15 protein-coding genes are annotated in these 17,586 nt (G+C 63.6%); 6 read left to right on the forward strand and 9 right to left on the reverse strand.

Annotated features, from left to right (window positions below; translation table 11 throughout):
• Positions 1-175 precede the first annotated feature (175 nt).
• From CLM74_RS05350 to CLM74_RS21435, 3 genes are read left to right on the forward strand one after another with little or no spacing between them, the layout of a single operon-like run.
• Positions 176-5,494 (forward strand): RHS repeat domain-containing protein, encoded by a 5,319-nt coding sequence (locus CLM74_RS05350; RefSeq protein WP_105163583.1) that lies wholly within the window; start codon positions 176-178, stop codon positions 5,492-5,494.
• Positions 5,495-5,497: 3 nt separating this feature from the next.
• A complete protein-coding gene (locus CLM74_RS05355; protein ID WP_105163584.1) occupies positions 5,498-6,451 on the forward strand; it encodes an RHS repeat-associated core domain-containing protein in 954 nt (317 codons plus the stop codon).
• Positions 6,448-6,954, forward strand: coding sequence for a hypothetical protein (locus CLM74_RS21435; RefSeq protein ID WP_154879573.1), 507 nt, complete (start codon positions 6,448-6,450; stop codon positions 6,952-6,954). The genes CLM74_RS05355 and CLM74_RS21435 overlap by 4 nt, the downstream gene beginning before the upstream one ends.
• Before the next feature lie 686 nt (positions 6,955-7,640).
• Here CLM74_RS21435 and CLM74_RS05365 read toward each other — a convergent pair.
• The 5 genes from CLM74_RS05365 to CLM74_RS05385 all read right to left on the reverse strand — a co-directional run bounded on the left by CLM74_RS05365 (position 7,641) and on the right by CLM74_RS05385 (position 12,944).
• Complete coding sequence (locus CLM74_RS05365; protein WP_025873982.1) at positions 7,641-8,897, reverse strand: cysteine desulfurase; 1,257 nt, start codon at positions 8,895-8,897, stop codon at positions 7,641-7,643.
• Positions 8,894-10,156, reverse strand: a complete 1,263-nt coding sequence (gene sufD, locus CLM74_RS05370; RefSeq protein WP_025873981.1) for a Fe-S cluster assembly protein SufD — start codon at positions 10,154-10,156, stop codon at positions 8,894-8,896. The genes CLM74_RS05365 and sufD overlap by 4 nt, the downstream gene beginning before the upstream one ends.
• On the reverse strand, positions 10,156-10,920 hold the full coding sequence (sufC, locus tag CLM74_RS05375) for a Fe-S cluster assembly ATPase SufC (RefSeq protein ID WP_025873980.1): 765 nt from the start codon (positions 10,918-10,920) through the stop codon (positions 10,156-10,158). Before sufC ends, sufD begins: the two co-directional genes overlap by 1 nt.
• Before the next feature lie 73 nt (positions 10,921-10,993).
• Positions 10,994-12,469 (reverse strand): Fe-S cluster assembly protein SufB, encoded by a 1,476-nt coding sequence (gene sufB, locus CLM74_RS05380; RefSeq protein WP_033830551.1) that lies wholly within the window; start codon positions 12,467-12,469, stop codon positions 10,994-10,996.
• 19 nt (positions 12,470-12,488) lie between these two features.
• Positions 12,489-12,944 (reverse strand): SUF system Fe-S cluster assembly regulator, encoded by a 456-nt coding sequence (locus tag CLM74_RS05385; protein ID WP_025873978.1) that lies wholly within the window; start codon positions 12,942-12,944, stop codon positions 12,489-12,491.
• Positions 12,945-13,154: 210 nt separating this feature from the next.
• Here CLM74_RS05385 and CLM74_RS05390 point away from each other — a divergent pair, with 210 nt between their 5' ends.
• Both CLM74_RS05390 and CLM74_RS05395 read left to right on the forward strand, forming a co-directional pair.
• Positions 13,155-13,622 carry an SET domain-containing protein-lysine N-methyltransferase gene (locus tag CLM74_RS05390; RefSeq protein WP_010483549.1) on the forward strand — a complete coding sequence of 156 codons (468 nt, stop codon included), beginning with the start codon at positions 13,155-13,157 and terminating at the stop codon, positions 13,620-13,622.
• Between the two features lie 172 nt (positions 13,623-13,794).
• Positions 13,795-14,337: a type 1 glutamine amidotransferase domain-containing protein gene (locus CLM74_RS05395; protein WP_025873977.1), complete on the forward strand. Its 543-nt coding sequence runs from the start codon at positions 13,795-13,797 to the stop codon at positions 14,335-14,337.
• 72 nt (positions 14,338-14,409) lie between these two features.
• Here CLM74_RS05395 and CLM74_RS05400 read toward each other — a convergent pair whose 3' ends face one another.
• The 4 genes from CLM74_RS05400 to CLM74_RS05415 all read right to left on the reverse strand — a co-directional run bounded on the left by CLM74_RS05400 (position 14,410) and on the right by CLM74_RS05415 (position 16,712).
• Positions 14,410-15,006: a DUF1439 domain-containing protein gene (locus tag CLM74_RS05400; protein ID WP_025873976.1), complete on the reverse strand. Its 597-nt coding sequence runs from the start codon at positions 15,004-15,006 to the stop codon at positions 14,410-14,412.
• 81 nt (positions 15,007-15,087) lie between these two features.
• A complete protein-coding gene (locus CLM74_RS05405) occupies positions 15,088-15,630 on the reverse strand; it encodes a hypothetical protein (protein WP_105163586.1) in 543 nt (180 codons plus the stop codon).
• A gap of 70 nt (positions 15,631-15,700) precedes the next feature.
• Entirely contained in the window at positions 15,701-16,009 is a 309-nt protein-coding gene (locus CLM74_RS05410) for a DUF3861 family protein (RefSeq protein WP_025873974.1), read from the reverse strand.
• A 304-nt stretch (positions 16,010-16,313) separates the two neighbouring features.
• Positions 16,314-16,712 (reverse strand): HU family DNA-binding protein, encoded by a 399-nt coding sequence (locus CLM74_RS05415; RefSeq protein WP_105163587.1) that lies wholly within the window; start codon positions 16,710-16,712, stop codon positions 16,314-16,316.
• 370 nt (positions 16,713-17,082) lie between these two features.
• On the opposite strand from CLM74_RS05415, the gene CLM74_RS05420 reads away from it, so the two are divergent.
• Positions 17,083-17,514, forward strand: coding sequence for an OsmC family protein (locus CLM74_RS05420; protein ID WP_105163588.1), 432 nt, complete (start codon positions 17,083-17,085; stop codon positions 17,512-17,514).
• Positions 17,515-17,586 lie beyond the last annotated feature (72 nt).

A 17,586-nucleotide genomic window follows, 5' to 3' on the forward strand; every position in this document is an offset into this window, starting at 1 on the left:
GTCGGATACGCCTTGTTGACATGATCTTCATTTTTCATTCATAAATGAAGCAATGCCCGCCCACCGCGTTCAAGCGTGTGGTTGTCTGCCGGAGTGGGCACCGTCCGATCTGATCATCGACAGTGGCGCGATGTGGGCGGGGCCCTCAAGGAAGGTCGATCCAGGGAGGATCTTCATGCAGTCACGGCTCATTGCTCATCCGCGCGCGGCAAACACCATCAAAGCCCTGCTTCTGACAGCACTGGCCTTCTGCGTACTGGCACCGGTTCCCGCCTCCGCCCAGCTCGTGCCTACCTGGCGCCAGGAGTACGACAAGCGCTTGAAGTACGGCGACCTGGTCGAGCCCTTGAAGGGCGAGATCTTTGGCGAGCAGGTCAACCTGTATGACGGTTCGATCAGCTTCAAGGCCACGGATATTTCGATACCGGGCAATGGCAGCTTGCCGATGACGCTGAGCCGAAGCTACAGCGACGGTGACGGCAGTAGCGAGAGCCCGTTCTCCGATTGGGGCCTGGATATTCCGTCATTGTCTGGTGTCTACGGCGACCTGCCGGAAACTGCTGCTGCCGGCTATTGGGCGCCGGCAGCACGCTGTTCGACGGTGGGTGCGCCACCTGCGCTCGAGGTCTGGAATCGCCGTCATACGCAGATCGTCAACTTCAATACGCATACGTTCTGGGACGGCGTGCGCCTTTCCCTGCCGGGGGGCGGCGGAGAGCCGGTGCTCGGGGGCAGCGGTGACCCGCGCCAGCCGCAGCCGCAGTTTGGCGAGCCTGCGCCCTGGAGCACGAAGGGAGGCTGGACGTTCAGTTGTTTGACTGCGTTGAAGAGCGGGCATCCGGGGCAGGGATTTCTTGGCCATGCACCGGATGGCACCAAATACTATTTCGATTGGATGGTCGCCAGGCCCAACACCGCCGCGACGTTGCAACCGTACGGGCCGGAAAGCAATGCGCTGCTCAATCGCAAGCGTGTGTTTCTGTACCCATCTCAAATCGTGGATCGATTCGGCAACTGGGTGCGCTATGAGTGGAGCGGCGATCGGTTGCTGCGCATGGTTGCCAACGATGGTCGGGAGATCAGCCTGGCCTATAACGCGAAGGGCTTGATCGCTTCTGCCACGACAGCAGGGCGTACGTGGACCTATGGCTACACCGAGGCAGATATCCTGAGGACGGTGACGCTGCCGGACGGAACCCAGTGGGTCTACAACCTGCCGCCGCTTTCAGTCACACATAAGTATGCCGACTACATCGGGCAGAACATCTGGGAGTACATGGATTATCCGGCAACGTGTTCTCGCATGAACAAGATCGTGCCTAGTGAGATTTCCATGACCGTCCAGCATCCTTCGGACGCCTTGGGAACCTTCCTGTTCCGGCCGTTCCGCCACGGGCGCAAGAACGTCTCTTTGGATTGCCAGACTTCCGGCGACAATCACTTGTTTGCTGATGGTTGGAACTACACGCCGATCTATCGTGACGCAATGTCCCTGGTGGCCAAGACCATCAGTGGTCCGGGGATGCCAACTGCGCAATGGACCTATCAGTACACCAATCTTGATGGCGCCTACGCGCAGGATCTCGGCGGCCCGGCGATTCCTCCGGGCCAGGCCGAACCGAAGGTCACCACCGAAACGCTGCCCGATGGTGTTGTGCGTGTGTATGAGTTCGGCAAGGAGGTGGCGTACAACGACGGTCTGCTGCTGTCGACCACCACGCGCTCGGGCGGCTCCGTCGTGCGCGTCGACCGCAACAACTACTATCCCGACGCCCAGCTTGACTCGGCGCCATTCCCGAAAGAAGCCGGCAAGGACTTCAAGTACGGTGCGAACGACCTCAAGGCACACTACAACAGGCCCGTGCAGTCCACCGTGGTGGAACAGGATAGCGTGCAGTTCACCCGCACGGTCCAGGCTTTCGATGCCTTTGCACGCGAGGTGAGCGTCGTCGAGGGCAATTCAGCCGGACAGGGCCGCGCCAGCACAACCACCTACTACGACAACCTGGCGCTATGGGTGAATGGCCAGTCAGCGCGCAGCGTAGTCAATGGTGTCGAGCAGTCACGCACCGAGTTCGACACGACCAATGCGTTGCCGCTGCGCGCTTATACCTTCGGCCGGTTGGCGCAGCAGGTGACCTACGCGGCTGATGGTACGGTGGCATCGGTTGCCGATGCCCGTGGCAACACCAGCCACCTGTCCGCGTGGAAGCGCGGTGTCCCGCAGCAGTTGCGGATGCCGGCCACGGCTGAATCTCCCAATGGGGCGACGCGCACCGTTGTGGTGGACGACAACGGCTGGATCACCTCGTTGACCGATGAAATCGGAGCAACCACCAGCTTCAGCTACGACAGCATGGGGCGCCTGCGCAGCCAGCAGTTCCCCGGTGGCGACACCGTGAGCTGGAATGCGGTCACCATGGACCTGCAGCGGTTGGGCGGGCCGCAGTTCGGCGTGCCGGCCGGCGCCTGGAAGCATTCACGAACCCAGGGCGGGCGACGGACCGATACCTATCTGGATGCCATGTTCCGCCCGGTGCTGGTCACTGAAAATGCAGACAACGCTCTCGATAGCGCAGTCGTGACCCGCTACGACACCACCGGCAAGACGGTGTTCGCGTCCTATCCGGTTCGCCAGCTTTCCGACATCAATGCGGCGTTTGACGGCACCACCACGCAGTACGACGCGCTGGGCCGACCGGTCATGGTCAGCCAGTCGTCCGAACTGGGTGCCTTGGTGACCCGCACCGAGTACGTGGGCAACCTGTCGGTGAAGGTGACCAATCCGCGCGGCCAGTCGACCACAACACGGCATCTGGCCTATGACCAGCCTAGCTACGACATGCCGCTGACGCTGCAGCACCCGGAAGGCGTAGTGACCGAGATCCAGCGCGACGCTCTCGGCAAGCCGCTGGCGATCACCCGTCGCAGCGCCGACGGCAGCCAGGCACTGACCCGCCGTTATGTCTATGACGATTACCAGCAACTCTGCAAGACCATCGAGCCGGAAACCGGGGCGACGGTGCAGGACTACGACGCCGCCGGCAATGTTCTGTGGTCGGCTGCCGGCACGGGCCTTGCCAGCAGCGCAGACTGCAACCGCAGCGAAGCACTCGCGACTGGCCGCGCCGTGCAGCGCACCTATGACGCTGCCAATCGACTGCTGGCGCTGACCTTCCCCGATGGCCGCGGCAACCAGACCTGGTCGTATACGCCGGATGGACTGCCCGCAGAAATCAGTACGCAGAACGATGCCGGCCGTCCGCTGGTCATCAATCGTTACCAGTACAACCATCGTCGGCTGCTCAGCAGCGAGACGCTGCAACATCCAGACTTCGGCAATCTGAGCCTGGCCTATGGCTACGATGGCAACGGCGCGCTTGCCAGCAACACCTACCCGGGCGGGCGCATCGTCAGCTATGCCCCGGACGCCCTCGGCCGCGCCACATCGGTGGGGGGCTATGCGAAGGAGGCCAGCTATTTTGCCAACGGCGCCTTGGCGCGCTTCGTATATGGCAACGGCATTGTCCATACGATGAGCCAGAATGCTCGCGGTCTTCCTGACCGAAGTCGCGATGCCACCGCTGCGGCCGCAGTGCTCGATGACAGCTACGACTACGATGCGGTTGGCAACGTGATGGCCATCTCTGATGGCTTGCCGGGTGCACCAGGCAATCGTGACATGGCCTATGACGGGCTGGATCGGCTGCGCTCGGTTACCGCGCCGGGCTTTGGCAACGCGCTGTATGAGTACGACGCACTGGACAACCTGCGCCGGGCCAAAGTCGGCAGCCGGGATCGCATGCATTATTTCGATCCGACCAATCGTCTGGTCAACGTTGTCGATACTGGCAGCAGCGCGACCGTTGTCGGTCTCGGCTATGACGTGCAGGGCAATCTTTCGATCCGCAATGGCCAGACGTTTGGTTTCGACTACGGCAACCGCCTGCGTACGGTGGGAACGACGGAGGCCTATCTGTATGACGCGCATGGACGCCGGTTGAAAGCCTGGAATAGCGAGTCGGGCGTCATCTACTCGTTCTATGACAATGGCGGCGTGCTGCGCTTCCAGCGCAATGAGCGCACGGGAAAGCAGACGGACTATCTGTACCTGTCCGGCAGTCTGGTGGCGCAGGTGCACGGCGAGGCTGCACCCAGTGTTCCTGCGCTGAGCGCCCCAGGCTACATCACCCAGGGCAGCGTCAACCTGACGTGGAGCCCGGCCGGTGGCGCCAACCGCTACGAACTGCAGCGCGCCCAGGCAGGTAACTGGAGCACGATTTTCGACGGCGCGGCGCAGGCATTCACCAGTAGCGGTCTGGTCACCGGCACCTATCAGTTCCGTGTGCGCGGGTGCCGCGTGGTCTGTGGCGAGTGGAGCAACACCGCCACGGTCGCCGTCGAGCTGCCGCCGGCTGCAGTGCCTGCGCTGAGCGTACCGGCAACTGCATTCAACGGCAGCTACAGCATCAGCTGGTCGGCCTCTGCCGGCGCAGAACGCTTTGAACTGGAGGAGAGTGCCAATGGCGGAGCCTGGACGCAGGTTCACAATACGGCGGGCCAATCCAAGGCATTCAGTGGCAAGCCGGCAGGCACTTTCAACTATCGTGTCCGTGCATGTAATCCGGTGGGGTGTACCGAATACAGCAATGGCGCCGCGGTGACGGTGGTCTACCCGCCTGTCGGTGCTCCTGGAGTATCAGCGCCGGCTCGATCGGCACCCGGCAGCATTGGCATCGGTTGGAACGGGATTGGTGGTGCCGACCGCTACATGCTGCAGGAAAGCACCAATGGCGGTGGCTGGGTGACGCTGGTGGATGCACACGTGGTGTCCTTTGCAACGCCCGCACGCGGAGTGGGTACTTATGCGTACCGCGTCGCCGCCTGCAACGGCGCGGGATGCGGGCCTTGGTCAGGATCTGCGACGGTTGCAGTGATCGGTGCGCCGACGATCGAGCCGGTGATCAACGCCCCAGGGCTGGTGAATGTGCCGCAGTACAGTCTCAGTTGGTCTGTGCCTGCCAACAGCGAAAGCTTCATCCTGGAGGAGAGCGCCAACGGCGGTGGATGGACCGTGGTGCATAACGGCGGTGCGAACAGCTTCGGCGCGGACCGCGCCAAGGGCAGCTATGCCTATCGCGTGCGTGCCTGCAACTTCGTGGGGTGCAGCCCTTACTCGGGCATCGTGACGGTAACGGTGGCACTTCCTCCAGGGACGCCCCATTTCTATCTGGCCGAATGGCTGACCACGCGCAAGGCGCCCTATCAGGTGCAGTGCTCGGTGGGGTGGAGCCAAATGGCCGACGCCACTGAGTACCAGCTTGAGAGTGGTGGCGGTGGCAAGCGTCTGTATACCGGGCCCAACGCCTATGTGAGTGCGAACGGCAATGCGTATTGTGCCGGCAACTATCGTGTGCGGGCCTGCAATGCAGGCGGTTGCTCGTCGTGGTCAGCCGACCATCCCGTCACCCGCGGTGTACTGAGCTGGGACTGAGCCATGAATGGAATCACTTCTTTACTAATTCGCGCAGCGCTTCTTGTGGTGACGATGCTGGCGTGTATTGCGCCGGCAGCAGCCCAGGAGGTGGTGGAGTATATCCACACTGACGCACTGGGCTCACCGGTGGCGATCACCGATGCCAGTGGAAATGTCATCGAGCGCACGGTATATGAACCGTATGGAGGCGTGGTCAACCGGCCGTGGAAGGATGGACCTGGGTACACCGGGCATGTGGTGGACTCGGGCACAGGTCTGAGCTACATGCAGCAGCGGTACTATGATGTGGAGACTGGGGCATTTCTATCAGTCGATCCAATAGCCTCATCAGTTGCTGCTTTTGGACGCTACGCGTACGCGCTGGGGAACCCGTATCGGTTCCTTGATCCGGATGGAAGGCAGCCCAAGGAAGCTCGGCAGGCTATTACCGGGAGCAAAATAAAAAATAATGGTATCGCCGCTGGAGTAAGGGTGGCGGCAATCGGAGGGGCTCTTCCGTCTGGTTTTACTAAGGAGAATGCGCAGGCTCGGTATGATGCTATGAAGGGTGTTGTCGATGCTACGAAGGGTAAGATGGAGTCAATTGCGAACGCAAATTCAGACGATGCTGCCAAGGTCTTTTCACAGGTTTATCAGAAATACTCTATTAGATTCGGATGGGAGGTGAGTGCGGAAATCGTGATGAAGAATAGCGGTGCTTTTCATCTTTCCGATATTGGGATTTCCGCTGATGTTCGTCGCGAAGACTGGTTGGGGGGCTCTGCTGGACGACCGTTGCTTGGAGGGATCAACATTCATACGCATCCAGTTCTGGATGGCTTCAAGACGGCGTACTCGCCGTTCTCATATGGTGATATTCAAACTTTCAGAACGTCCAAGTCCACAAATTACGTGTCCGATCCGTCGGGGGTGTATAAGATGAATTCGAGTGGTGAGTCGGAGATGATCAAATGAAGCAGATTGGGGTCGTGGCTTCTGCGGCGTTTCTTGCATTTCAGTTGGCAGCATGTCAAATGCCTGCAGAAGATCATGCGTCGCACAGAGTGAGCTGCGGTGAGACGGCGCAGAATGCGTGCAGGGTGACTTTCAGGGCGCTTGCAAGCGATGCTAGTGGATTCAATGGCCGCATGATTCGGATTGAAGGTTATCTTGCTGTTTCTCGGGATCTATTTGTCCTGAATTCAAGCAAGGAGTTTTATGAGGCAGGAGTGACCGACGAGACTTCTATCAGGATTAGAGGTCCGATGGATGTCCAGGAGCGCATCTTTCAAGAGCATGCTTACTCTTGGGTGTCAGTGATTGGAACCTTCAGGGATAGAGAAAAGACTGGAACAACTGAGGATCTATTGCTCGGGGAAATTTTCGCGCCTCTTGAAGTGCGTCCGTTGGGGTTGCCGGTCGAAGTTAAGCGCCAGACTTTCGGAGACGTGTTGCTTGATCTTGAGGATATCAAGTAACTTTCCACCTTTGCATTGATGATGGCGTGGCTGCCCCTGATGGCAGAACTCAGGGGGGGGGGCTTCTAGGTCGTCGCAGGAGTCGTCAGCAATGCGTCTGAAAGTACTGCTAAGAATAGGCGCGGCAATCTCTGCGGCTTGATTGATGCTTGAGGGCAGTAATGTGGATTCGAGAATGGAGGCGCAGGCTGCGGCATTCCTGGTGAGATTTCTTTGCATGACCAAGAGATATTGGCGTTATATGCTTATTCCAACTCCAAGGGTCCTTTGATGGCCTTTTGCAAATTGGTACTTGGTCCAGTGCTGTTTCTTGCTGCGGCAATGGATTGTTCGGCCCATGAAAAAATAGTGGGCGCGTTGATGTCTGTTTGTCGGTCATAAGTGCATATGTTTCCGCGTCTCGGGAATGGGCTGAGTATGTCTGCGTTGTCGTTCCTGAGGCTGGGGGTGGCGGGCTCCGTGGGTATGCTGTAATGCATCGCGCAGGCAAAGTTAAGGTGCCTTCCGAAGAGCTTAAGTCATTTCATGTTTACTTGGATTCAAAATGCAAGGCCGTGGTCGGTGAACTCGGGTGTCAGTGACGAGAGCCTGCCGTTGCGAATGGTCGTGTTTGCCGGTGCTCCTCGCAAAAGAAAAACGCCACGGTCTCCCGTGGCGTACGTATCTTTCCAGCGGTTACTGAAGCCTTACCCCAGCAACTTCCGCACCTTCGTCAACGCAGTCATGAACCGCTCGATCTCTTCATGCGTGTTGTAGAACGCCAGCGACGCACGGCAGGTCGCCGCCACGCCGTAGTACTGCAGCAGCGGATGCGCGCAGTGCTGGCCCGAGCGCACGGCCACACCCTCCAGATCCAGCAGGGTAGCCAGATCGTGCGCATGGGCGCCGTCGATCAGGAATGACACCACCGCCGCCTTTTCCGGTGCCTCGCCGATGATGCGCAGGCCGTCAACCCGGCGCAGCTCTTCGGTGAAGTGCGCCAGCAGCTCGGCTTCGCGCGCTTCCACGTGGTCCAGGCCGACGTTCTGCAGATAGTCCGCCGCCACGCCCAGGCCGATGAAGCCGGCGATGTTGGGGGTGCCGGCTTCGAACTTGTGCGGGGCGTCGTTGAACACGGTGCCGTCGAAGCTGACTTCCTTGATCATCTCGCCGCCGCCCAGGAACGGCGGCATGGCGTCCAGGTGCTCGCGACGCGCCCACAGCGCACCGGTGCCGGTCGGGCCGCACATCTTGTGGCCGGTGATGGCGTAGAAGTCGCAGCCGATCGCGGTGACGTCGACCTTGCGGTGCGGGGCGGCCTGCGAGCCGTCGACCACGGTGACGATGCCGCGCTTGCGCGCTTCGCGGCAGATCTCGCGGACCGGGTTGATGGTGCCGAGCACGTTGGAGACATGGGCCACGGCCAGCAGCTTGACCTCGGCGGTCATCGCCGCGCGCAGTGCGTCCAGGTCCAGCGCGCCGTCGGGAGTGATCTCGGCCACGCGGATGGTCGCGCCGGTGCGCTGGGCGACCAGCTGCCACGGCACGATGTTGGCGTGGTGTTCCATGCGCGACACCAGGATCACGTCGCCGGCCTTCAGCCGGGGCAGGGCCCAGGAGTAGGCAACCAGATTGATCGCGAAGGTGGTGCCGCTGCACAGCACCAGGTCGTTGCTGCGCACGTTGAGGAAACGGGCCAGCTTGTTGCGTGCGCCTTCGTAGGCGTCGGTGGCCTCGGTACCCAGCGCATGCACGGCACGGCTGACGTTGGCGTTGTAGCGGCGGTAGAACTCGTCCACCGCGCCGATCACCTGCACCGGCTTCTGGCCGGTGTTGGCGTTGTCGAAATAGACCAGCGGCTTGCCGTGCACTTCGCGCATCAGCAGCGGGAAGTCCAGGCGCACGCGTGCCCAGTCGGGGGCGTCGGCGGGTGCTTCGATCGGTCGCGGGGTGGACAGGTTCATGCCACGCCCGCCTCAGCCAGGGCCTTGTCCAGCCGGCGTGCCAGCTGTTCGCGCAGCGCTTCGGGCAGCACCCTCAGCGGCTCGTGGCAGAACGCGGCGCTCAGCAGCGCCTGCGCCTGGGCCTGCGGCAGGCCGCGCGAGCGCAGGTAGAACAGCGCGTTGGCGTCGAGCTGGCCGACGGTGGCACCGTGTGCGGCCTTCACTTCGTCGGCGTCGATCACCAGCGTCGGCTGGGTATCGATCTCGGCGTCGGCCGACAGCAGCAGGTTCTTGTTGGACAGGTTGGCGTCGGTGCCATCGGCACCGGCACGGATCTGGATGCCGCCATGGAACACCACGCGGCTGCGGTTGGCCGCCACGCCACGCCACTGCAGCTCGGCGCTGGTGTCGCGGGCGATGTGGTCGATGCCCAGGCGGGTATCGACGTGGCGGCGACCGTTGCCGAGCAGCACGCCATTGGCGGTCAGCTGGGCGTTGTCGCCTTCCAGGCGCACGTTCAGCTCATGGCGGCTGAGCGCGGCACCCAGCTCCAGGTCCACGCGGTGGTACTGCGCGTCCTTGGCCAGCACCGCGTCGGTACGCAGGAAGCTGGTCTGGCGCGCGCTGCCGGCCTGCACGCGGGCGTGCTTGAGCACCGCATCGCGGGCGACGTGGGCGTGCAGTACCGTGTTGTCCAGATGCGCCGAATCACCGACGCTGAAGCGGTGCTCGACCACGCCCAGGCTGGCGCCGGCACGCAGTTCGATCAGGTGGCGGTGGTGCCAGGCCAGATCGGTGTCGCCGGCCACGCTGGCGAATACCAGCTGCAGCGGCACCTCGACCTGCACGCCGTCGTCCACGCGCAGCACCACGCCTTCATCGGCGAGGGCGGCGTTGAGGCGGGCGAACACATCGTCGCTGCGATCGTAGCGGCGGCCGAGGAAGCGCACGGCGTCCTCGCCAGCGGCCAGTGCAGAGGACAACGTCTCCAGCTGCACGCCGGCCGGCAGGCCCTGCACGTCGCTCAGCGCGTCGTTGAGGCGGCCATTGACGAACACCAGGCGCGGTGCGGGGATGTCCTCCAGCGCGGCGGCATCCAGCAGCGCCGGGGCCAACGGTGCGGCCGCGAAGCTGCGACGCTCCAGCTGGCGCAGCGAGGTGTACTTCCAGGTTTCGCTGCGTGCGCCGGGCAGGCCGTCGCGCAGCACGCTGTCGAGCACTTCGCGGCGCGCATCGCTGCCGCAGAAGGCCTGGGCCATGGAATCGAGCAGGGCGCTCATCAGACCGCCGCCTCGGGCACGACCCGGTCCTTCAGGAAGTCATAGCCGTGCGCTTCCAGTTCCAGCGCCAGTTCCGGGCCGCCGCTCTTGACGATGCGGCCATCGGCCAGCACGTGCACGACGTCCGGCTTGATGTAGTCCAGCAGGCGCTGGTAGTGGGTGATGACCAGGAACGAGCGGTCGGCGCTGCGCAGCGCGTTGACGCCGTCGGCCACGCTCTTCAGCGCATCGATGTCCAGGCCCGAATCGGTTTCGTCCAGGATCGCCAGCTTCGGCTCGAGCACGGCCAGCTGGAAGATCTCGTTGCGCTTCTTCTCGCCACCGGAGAAGCCTTCGTTGACGCCACGGTGCAGCAGTTCGTCCTTCAGGTGCAGCACGGCCAGCTTCTGCCGCACCAGCTTGAGGAACTGCATGGAATCGAGCTCTTCCTCGCCGCGCGCCTTGCGCTGTGCATTCAGCGCGGCGCGCAGGAAGTAGGTGTTGTTCACGCCGGGGATTTCCACCGGGTACTGGAACGCCAGGAACAGGCCGGCAGCGGCGCGCGCTTCCGGGTCCTGGTCGAGCAGGTCGACGCCTTCGAACTGCACGCTGCCTTCGCTGACCTCATAGCCGTCGCGGCCAGCCAGGACATTGCCCAGGGTGGACTTGCCGGCGCCGTTGGGGCCCATGATGGCGTGCACCTGGCCGGGCTTCACTTCCAGGGACAGGCCCTTGAGGATTTCCTTGTCGCCGATGCGGGCGTGGAGGTTTTCGATCTTCAGCATGGTGGGGGTTTCCGTGGTGCGGGCCGTGGCCCGCCGGTAAAGAGAATGCGTTGTGCGAGGGCAGGGCGGGCGATCAGCCCACCGAACCTTCCAGCGAGACTTCCAGCAGCTTCTTGGCTTCCACCGCGAATTCCATCGGCAGTTCGCGGAACACCTGCTTGCAGAAGCCGTCGACGATCATCGACACCGCGTCTTCCTGGCTGATGCCACGGGCGCGGCAGTAGAACAGCTGGTCGTCGGAGATCTTCGAGGTGGTGGCCTCGTGCTCGACGGTGGCACCCGGGTTCTTCACCTCGATGTAGGGGAAGGTGTGGGCGCCGCACTGCTTGCCGATCAGCAGCGAATCGCACTGGGTGTAGTTGCGCGCGCCGTCTGCGTTGCGGTCGATCTTGACCAGGCCACGATAGGTGTTCTGGCCGCGGCCGGCACTGATGCCCTTGCTGATGATCTTGCTCTTGGTGCGCTTGCCGACGTGGATCATCTTGGTGCCGGTGTCGGCCTGCTGGCGATGGTGGGTCAGTGCCACCGAGTGGAACTCACCGACCGAGTCGTCGCCCAGCAGCACGCAGGACGGGTACTTCCAGGTGATCGCCGAGCCGGTCTCGACCTGGGTCCAGGTGACCTTGCTGCGCGCGCCACGGCATTCGGCACGCTTGGTGACGAAGTTGTAGATGCCGCCGACGCCGTTCTCATCGCCCGGGTACCAGTTCTGCACGGTGGAGTACTTGATCTCCGCATCGTCCAGCGTCACCAGCTCGACCACCGCCGCATGCAGCTGGTTCTCATCGCGCATCGGCGCGGTGCAGCCTTCCAGGTAGGACACGTACGCCTTCTCTTCGCAGATGATCAGCGTGCGCTCGAACTGGCCGGTGTGGCCGGCGTTGATGCGGAAGTAGGTGCTCAGTTCCATCGGGCAACGCACGCCCTTGGGAATGAACACGAAGCTGCCATCGGAGAACACCGCAGAGTTCAGCGCGGCGAAATAGTTGTCGCCGACCGGCACCACGGTGCCCAGGTACTGTTTGACCAGTTCCGGGTGCTCCTTGATGGCTTCGGACATCGAGCAGAACACGATGCCCTTTTCGGCCAGTTCCTTGCGGAAGGTGGTACCGACGGACACCGAGTCGAACACCGCGTCCACCGCTACGCCGGCCAGCTTGGCGCGCTCGTGCAGCGGCACGCCCAGCTTGTCGTAGGTGTCCAGCAGTTCCTTGGGCACGTCATCCAGCGAGGCGTACTTCGGGCCCTTCGGCGCGGAGTAGTAGCTGAGCGCCTGCAGGTCGATCGGGGCGATCTGCAGCTTGGCCCAGTTCGGCATCGGCATGGTCAGGAAGTGGCGGTAGGCGTCCAGGCGCCACTGCGTCATCCATTCCGGTTCTTCCTTCTTGGCCGACAGGGCGCGGATGGTGTCCTCGTCCAGGCCGGCGGGAAGGGAGTCCGACTCGATGTCCGTGATGAAGCCGGCCGAATACTTGCGGCCGAGCTGCTCATGGATCTCGCGGTTGGGGGTGTCGTCGCTGGCGACGGTTTCGATGGTTTCGGTGGCCATGGGGGGGGCTGCCTACGGATCAGGAGACGACGTCGACAGCGATGGTGCGGCGCTGTTCTTCGTCGACAAGGGGAAGAGGGGGCAGGATCTGCGCCAGGCTGACATCGCGCAGGGCCTCGGAGACCACGTCGTTGATCAGCCGCCAGCTGCTGCGCGCACCGCACTTGGGCGCCATGCCGCACTGGTGGTGGTCGTGGCTGCACTCGGTCAGGGCCAACGGCCCTTCCATGGCTTCAACCACTTCAAACAGCGAGATCTCGATCGATGGGCGGGTCAGCCGGTAGCCGCCGCGGACGCCGCGCAGGCCTTCGACCAGGCCGGCCTGGGCCAGTGGCTTGAGCACCTTGCTGACGGTGGGCGGCTCCAGACCGGTGAATTCGGCCAGCTCGGTGGCACTGAGCACCTCGCCCGGACGGGCGGCGAGCACGGTCAGTACGACGGTGGCGTAATCGGTGAGCTTGGTGACGCGCAACATGGGATGCGAGTGGTTCTTAAAGCGGACTGAAATTGTACGCTTTTATTCGCCGGCATCCAACCCGGCCATTCAGCGGGCGCTTGGGCCCGGCCGGAGGGCAGTCGCCAAGGGCCGCCATCGGGGCGACATGCTGCGGCATGGGGGTGATTTTCGCAATCACCCGGAATGGGCGAGAATCAACGTTCCTTCCGCTGCAAACGTCTCTTGCCGATGCCCAAGAAGATCCAAGCCCGCAAGTCCGCCATCCACGGCAACGGTGTGTTTTCCGTGGCCCCGATCAAGCAGGGCGAGCGCGTGATCCAGTACAAGGGCCTGCTGCGCAGCCACGGCGATGTCGATGCCGATGACAGTGGCGACGTGGAAAGCGGCCATACCTTCCTGTTCACCCTCAACGACGACTGGGTGATCGATGCCAACTACAAGGGCAACGACGCGCGCTGGATCAACCACAGCTGCGACCCCAACTGCGAGGCGGTGATCGAGGAAGACGAAGACGGTGACAGCCGCGGCGACAAGGTCTTCATCGAGGCGCTGCGCGATATCAAGGCGGGCGAAGAGCTGACGTACAACTACGGCATCACCCTGGCCGAGCGCCACACGGCCAAGCTGAAGAAGATCTGGGAGTGCCGCTGTGGCTCGCCCAAGTGCACCGGCACGATGCTGCAGCCCAAGCGCTGATCCGGTAGCGCCGGGCCATGCCCGGCGAGCGCGAAGCGCGGGCGGAACCAGAAGCCGCCGGGCACGGCCCGGCGCTACCCGGGCGATTCTCCACCTGCCGTGCACGTGAGGGTCACCGCCGTTCAAGGGCCACTCGGCCACCCTGTGCGCTCCCCCTTATCTGGAGCACGACATGGCACAGCGTCTACGCGGCAAACAGATCGCCATCCTCGCCACGCATGGTTTCGAGCAGTCCGAACTGATCGAGCCCAAGCACCTGCTGGAAGCGGAGGGCGCGCGCGTGAGCGTGGTGTCGCCGGCCAAGGAGGCGAGCATCAAGGGCTGGAAGGACAAGGACTGGGGCGATTCGGTCGCCGTGGATCAACCACTGGATGGCGCCGACGCCGGCCGTTTCGATGCGCTGGTGCTGCCCGGTGGCGTGATCAATCCGGATACCCTGCGCACCAACGAAGCAGTACTGGATTTCATCCGCAGCATGGCCGGTGCCGGCAAGCCGGTGGCGGCGATCTGCCACGGCCCCTGGCTGCTGATCAACAGCGGGCTGGCGGAGGGACACGAGGTCACCTCGTGGCCGTCGCTGCAGCAGGACCTGGCCAATGCCGGCGCGCGCTGGCGCGACGCAGAAGTGGTGGTGGACGGCAACCTGATCACCAGCCGCAAGCCCGATGACATTCCGGCCTTCAGCGAGGCGGTGGTTAAAGCGCTGGCGGCGTGATGTGGCGCTGGTAGTGCCGGCCGCTGGCCGGCACGTGCGTGAAAGGATTGCCGGCCAGCGGCCGGCACTACCTTATTTGCCGAGGATGCCCGCCGGCACCAGGTCGCCCAGGTTCTGGTTGAAGGTCACCACCAGCTTGCCGTTCTTCACCTGCGCCGACTGCACCTGCAGGGCACCGAGCAGGCCGGCCACGGCCGGGTCCAGCTTGTAGATCGGTTCGCGCTGGGCGTAGTCGCTCAGCCATGCGTTCAGCAGGCCACGGGTCCGTGAATCGAGACGGCCACCCTGGCTGGCCGGAGTAAAGTCATCCACGCTCGGCTGCTGCAGGTGGAAGCCCTGGGTCTGCGCGTCATAGCGCAGGCCACTGCTGAGCTTCACCGTACCCAGCTTGGCCGGGTTGCCGCCGGCGGTGGCCAGCGCCACGTCCATGCCCAGGTTCAAGCGCTCGCCTGCGGGCAGGCTCAGCTGCGGGTGGCTCATGGTCAGCGCGATCAGGCCGCCCAGCGCGTCCTGCGTGCGCGGGAAGCTGCCGTCCAGATACTGCTGCACGTCGCTGGCGCCAACCGCCAGTTCACGACCGGAGATCGAAGGGGCGGCCTGCGCACCGATCGCAGCAGCAATCAGCACGGTCGAGGCGGCTAGGCGGGTCATCAGGGAACGCAGGCGCATGGCGGTGACCGGAAGAAGGATCCAAGAGGCCTACAGAGTAGCTTTGCCCGCTGAATCGCGGGTACACACGGTTGCAACGGTTCAGTCCAGCGTTGGTTGCAGGCTGGCCGACTGGATCTGCCAGCTGCGGCCATCGGCGCTAGGCTGCACGCGGTACCAGCCGTGGTAGCGGAAGGTGCCGTTGGCGGTCACCGCGCGGATCTTCACTGGCACCTCCAGCAGGCGTGGCGGCTGCCCATCGTCGCGGGGCAACGCCACGTCACTGTCCAGGCGCAGGTTGCGCACGTCGGGCAGCAGGCGCAGCACGGCATCGTCGGCATGACGCGGGTCGGCGGGGGCATAGGCCCAGGCCGCATCGCTGCGCGATGTGTTGCGGTTGAGCAGATCCAGCATGTAGCGGTTGAGCATCGCTGCGGGCGTTTCGCTGCCGTTGGCAACGGCGCCATACAGCGGATCGATGGCGATCGCGTCAACGGTAGCGGCCTGCGGTGCCGCTTTCGTCGTTGGCACCGACGGGGCGGTTGTGGCGCCGCTCGCGTCGCGCTCGGCTGCATCGACCGGGGGCGCCGGGTTCGAACACCCCGCCACAAGCAGCGGGATCAACAAGGAAATAAAACCGCGCATGTCTGCCTCCTCCCCGAGGCAGCCTGGAAGGCGGCAGTGTAGAGGCCGGGGGCCGCTCAGCGCGAAGTGGTCAGCGCGAAGAGGGAAGCTGTTCCAGCGCGTCCAGCGCCGGCAGGACCTGCGCGGCGACCGCTGCCAGTGCATGGCCGTCGGTGTCGGCATGGCGCTGCACGATGTCACGCAGCAGCTGGGTGGCCACCACCAGGGTGGCACGTTCGTCACCGCTCAGGCCTGCCGTGCGCGGGGCCGATTCCAGCAGGCGCATCAGGTCGCGGCTGGCGCGGTGCTCCAGTTCGATGGTGCAGCGCCCGGTGCACTGGTGCCCGTCCTTTTCGATCGGGGTCACCGAGATCCGGTAGCGGGTGGAAGGGCTGGCCATGGGGGTGCTCGCGCTCGTGGGGAGGAATGGCACCACCATAGGCAAGGCGTCGGCCGGCGGCGATGGCCGGCGCTGCACGCAGTGTTCCACCCGGTTCGTTCCTGCGCTGGAAAAACAGCGGCGCGGCCATGGGCGGCGGGCCTGTGCGGGAAATTGCGTGGGCGCGGGAAACGCTGTGTTGCGGGGGCGCAGTGGACGGCATCCACGCATGGCGTGGATCTACGGCAGAGCGAGCGCGGATGCGCGGCAAAAAAAACGGGACGGCCAAGGCCGTCCCGTCAGGTATCCGCTGCAGGGCGCGCGCTTAGAGCGCAGCGTCCTTGAGCTTCTTCAGCGGGCGAACCTTGAGCTTGGTGGTGGCCGGCTTGGCGGCGAACCACTGCTCTTCCTTGGTGAACGGGTTGATGCCCTTGCGCTTCGGCTTGGCCGGCACATTGACGGTGGTGATCTTCAGCAGGCCCGGCAGGGTGAACGAGCCGGCGCCCTTCTTGTGCACCGAGGAAGCGACAGCGCCTTCCAGCGAGGCCAGCACAGCGCGGACGTCCTTGGCGACAACGCCGGAGACTTCAGCGATGTGTGCAACCAGGCCCGACTTGGTCAGCACTTCCTTGATCGGCTTCGGAGCGGCCGGCTTGGCGGCTACCTTCGTCGCGACTTTCTTCACTGCCTTCTTCGGGGCAGCCTTCTTAGCGGTCTTTGCCATGGTTTCCTGTTCCGTGAACGGTTGGTTGTTTGGTCGGCGCCGAACCCCGTCGGCAAGCGCAATGTAGGGCAACTCTTGGGCGCCGCCAATAGCCTGGAGCGCTGAAAGTGCATGTTTTTTCATATCCAGGCCGATTCAGTACATGGCCGGCAGTAGGGGGAGCGGGTGCGGTGGTGCGCTGCACCGCAGTGTCGGTGATTTCGACTGGATGGGCGAAATGACTGAAAACAAGGGGGAAATCGCCAGAGTGCTGGCGAAGAAGTGTCCAGTCGTTGGCTCGGGACAGGCGCGCCGCATGCGGCGGGGCGACGCAGGGCTAACGCGGCGCGTGCCAGGGTATTGGTTCATCACAGCCACAACGGAGCAGGACATGGGAATCTCGCGACACGCTACCGCGCATTGGGAAGGCGACCTGAAGTCGGGCAAGGGCCAGTTGAGCACGCCGCAGAGTGGTCTTCTGGACAAGACCCGCTACGGCTTCAACAGCCGTTTCGGTGATGAAAAGGGCACCAATCCCGAAGAGCTGATCGCCGCCGCGCACGCCGGATGTTTCACCATGGCGCTGTCGGCCAAGCTCGGCGAGGCAGGCTTTACCCCGACCTCGCTGGATACCGAAGCCAAGGTCGATCTGTCGATGGAAGGCGGCCCGCAGCTGTCGCAGATCCGGCTGGAAGTGAAGGCGGTTGTGCCGGGAATCGAGGCGACGCAGTTCCGCGCGATCGCTGATGACGCCAAGCAGAACTGCCCGGTTTCCAAGGCGCTGAGCGCGGTGCCGATCAGCCTGGAAGCCGAACTGGGCTGAGAAGGTAGTGCCGGCCGCTGGCCGGCAACCACATGAAACCGGGTATAAGGTGGCAGCCGGCCAGCGGCCGGC

Source organism: Stenotrophomonas sp. MYb57, assembly GCF_002966815.1.
In the GTDB taxonomy this organism is placed as follows: Bacteria; Pseudomonadota; Gammaproteobacteria; order Xanthomonadales; family Xanthomonadaceae; genus Stenotrophomonas; species Stenotrophomonas indicatrix.

Excerpts from the sequence above, each read along its gene's own strand:
- CLM74_RS05400 (WP_025873976.1), bottom strand. The coding sequence starts at position 15,006 with ATGCGCCTGCGTTCCCTGATGACCCGCCTAGCCGCCTCGACCGTGCTG.
- CLM74_RS05415 (WP_105163587.1), bottom strand. The coding sequence starts at position 16,712 with ATGGCAAAGACCGCTAAGAAGGCTGCCCCGAAGAAGGCAGTGAAGAAA.
- sufB (WP_033830551.1), bottom strand. The coding sequence starts at position 12,469 with ATGGCCACCGAAACCATCGAAACCGTCGCCAGCGACGACACCCCCAAC.
- sufC (WP_025873980.1), bottom strand. The coding sequence starts at position 10,920 with ATGCTGAAGATCGAAAACCTCCACGCCCGCATCGGCGACAAGGAAATC.
- CLM74_RS05350 (WP_105163583.1), top strand. The coding sequence starts at position 176 with ATGCAGTCACGGCTCATTGCTCATCCGCGCGCGGCAAACACCATCAAA.
- CLM74_RS05395 (WP_025873977.1), top strand. The coding sequence starts at position 13,795 with ATGGCACAGCGTCTACGCGGCAAACAGATCGCCATCCTCGCCACGCAT.
- CLM74_RS05405 (WP_105163586.1), bottom strand. The coding sequence starts at position 15,630 with ATGCGCGGTTTTATTTCCTTGTTGATCCCGCTGCTTGTGGCGGGGTGT.
- CLM74_RS05410 (WP_025873974.1), bottom strand. The coding sequence starts at position 16,009 with ATGGCCAGCCCTTCCACCCGCTACCGGATCTCGGTGACCCCGATCGAA.
- CLM74_RS05390 (WP_010483549.1), top strand. The coding sequence starts at position 13,155 with ATGCCCAAGAAGATCCAAGCCCGCAAGTCCGCCATCCACGGCAACGGT.
- CLM74_RS05365 (WP_025873982.1), bottom strand. The coding sequence starts at position 8,897 with ATGAACCTGTCCACCCCGCGACCGATCGAAGCACCCGCCGACGCCCCC.
- CLM74_RS05420 (WP_105163588.1), top strand. The coding sequence starts at position 17,083 with ATGGGAATCTCGCGACACGCTACCGCGCATTGGGAAGGCGACCTGAAG.
- CLM74_RS05355 (WP_105163584.1), top strand. The coding sequence starts at position 5,498 with ATGAATGGAATCACTTCTTTACTAATTCGCGCAGCGCTTCTTGTGGTG.
- sufD (WP_025873981.1), bottom strand. The coding sequence starts at position 10,156 with ATGAGCGCCCTGCTCGATTCCATGGCCCAGGCCTTCTGCGGCAGCGAT.
- CLM74_RS05385 (WP_025873978.1), bottom strand. The coding sequence starts at position 12,944 with ATGTTGCGCGTCACCAAGCTCACCGATTACGCCACCGTCGTACTGACC.
- CLM74_RS21435 (WP_154879573.1), top strand. The coding sequence starts at position 6,448 with ATGAAGCAGATTGGGGTCGTGGCTTCTGCGGCGTTTCTTGCATTTCAG.